Origin of the sequence: Paenibacillus solisilvae (assembly GCF_042656405.1) — a bacterium.
Taxonomy (GTDB): domain Bacteria; phylum Bacillota; class Bacilli; order Paenibacillales; family Paenibacillaceae; genus Paenibacillus_Z; species Paenibacillus_Z solisilvae.
The window spans coordinates 1-1,431 of the sequence record NZ_JBHSOW010000086.1 but is presented as its reverse complement, the minus strand read 5'-3'; the positions used below and the strand labels follow the sequence as shown (position 1 = coordinate 1,431).

2 protein-coding genes are annotated in these 1,431 nt (G+C 38.1%); one reads left to right on the top strand and one right to left on the bottom strand.

Annotation, left to right across the window (positions count from 1 at the left end; genetic code table 11):
* Window positions 1–336 precede the first annotated feature (336 nt).
* A complete protein-coding gene (locus ACFPYJ_RS23345; RefSeq protein ID WP_379190636.1) occupies window positions 337–609 on the bottom strand; it encodes an integrase core domain-containing protein in 273 nt (90 codons plus the stop codon).
* 123 nt (window positions 610–732) lie between these two features.
* Here ACFPYJ_RS23345 and ACFPYJ_RS23340 point away from each other — a divergent pair, with 123 nt between their 5' ends.
* Window positions 733–1,266, top strand: coding sequence for a hypothetical protein (locus tag ACFPYJ_RS23340; RefSeq protein ID WP_379190635.1), 534 nt, complete (start codon window positions 733–735; stop codon window positions 1,264–1,266).
* The last annotated feature ends 165 nt before the right edge of the window (window positions 1,267–1,431 follow it).

Sequence of the window (1,431 nt, the reverse complement as noted above, 5' to 3'; positions counted from 1 at the left end):
CCGTATGCGGACCCGCATGTACGGTGGTGTGAGAGGACGGGGGCTAGCCGCTCCCTCCTACTCGATTTTTACCGTTTATGTATGGTTTTATACATTATTGATGAATCAACATTTTTGGCTTCTGAAAAAGCCTAGCAGCTGCATAAAAAAGTAAGGTTTTATGTAACCTCTTATTCAATATAATGGCCCTTTAGTTGAAGAAAGGAGGGAACGGTGTTCCCTCAGATTTTTTTATATACTTCTGCGTAAGCGGGTAAACCCCCGAATTATGGACAGCGAACCTCTTATCCGATCCTACACTTAGCATTACTCTGATTTACATCGTTTTACGCCGTATTAGACCTTGAACTGCTTCGGCGTTACCGTTCCTTGCTTAACGGCCTCCATGTACTCATACGGAGACAGATCGTAGATACTACCGTGGATTCGAATGCAATTGTAATCTTGAATAAACTGACTGACGACTTCGTAAGCTTGTGGATACGTCTCAAATTCATGACGGCGGTAGCACTCCGCTTCCAGGATGGAGTGAAAGGATTCGATGTGAGCGTTCTTGTTCGGCGTCTTTGGCGGTATACGCTCGTGAGTCAGTTTGAACCTCTCACACACCTCTCGCCGGGGATTTTCGATAGATAAAGCGAGGGAAATTGTTCAAAGTAAGCGCAGAGAAGAATAGCAAGTGCGGCTAAAAGTCATATACTTTACTTTGAATTAAAAGGCGGGAGCATTTGTTTGAGTAACTATAATGAAAAAGTTTTTAAAGAACAAATACATATCTTGAGGGATTTTCTCTATCATTATTCCAGTTTTAGATTAATTCATGAAGAATTTGATAATCTAATTAAGTTTGGTTCGCAGGAGTTTTGGGTTTTTACCATTAATGCGCATTATTTTCAAGCAATAAACCTTTGGTGCATGGTTTTTGGTACTGACAAAAATGAAACCCATTGGAGAAAGTTGGGTTTGAATGAAGATTTTAAAATTAAAATTTTAGATTCATTAAATTTAAATAATGAAGATTATTATTCTTACTGGAATTCAGTTGTAGAGTGGAGAAATAAATATTCAGCCCATAGAGTACCTGGTTTTCTTGAACCTACACCAGATTTAAAATTAGCAAGAAAAGTAGCACTATTGTATGAAGATTGGGTATCAACTAATATAGATGACGTAATTAGCTTTTCGTTAGAGTTATATGAGGAAGAATTTAAAGAACAGCTTAGAAATTCATTCAAGGATCTACTTTCCCCTTTATCAAAAGAATAAGAAACGTTTGAAGCTTTAAAGTCCTCAAAAATGAGGGCTTTTTTTGTCCTTTAAAGCTTCAAACCAGATGATGGGAGTGATAAGATGATTAAGAAGAAGTGACCTTGCCTCAAAAAAGTAGACACAGAGAAAGCCTCGGCGACACCCATTAGTCTATTGCCTAGA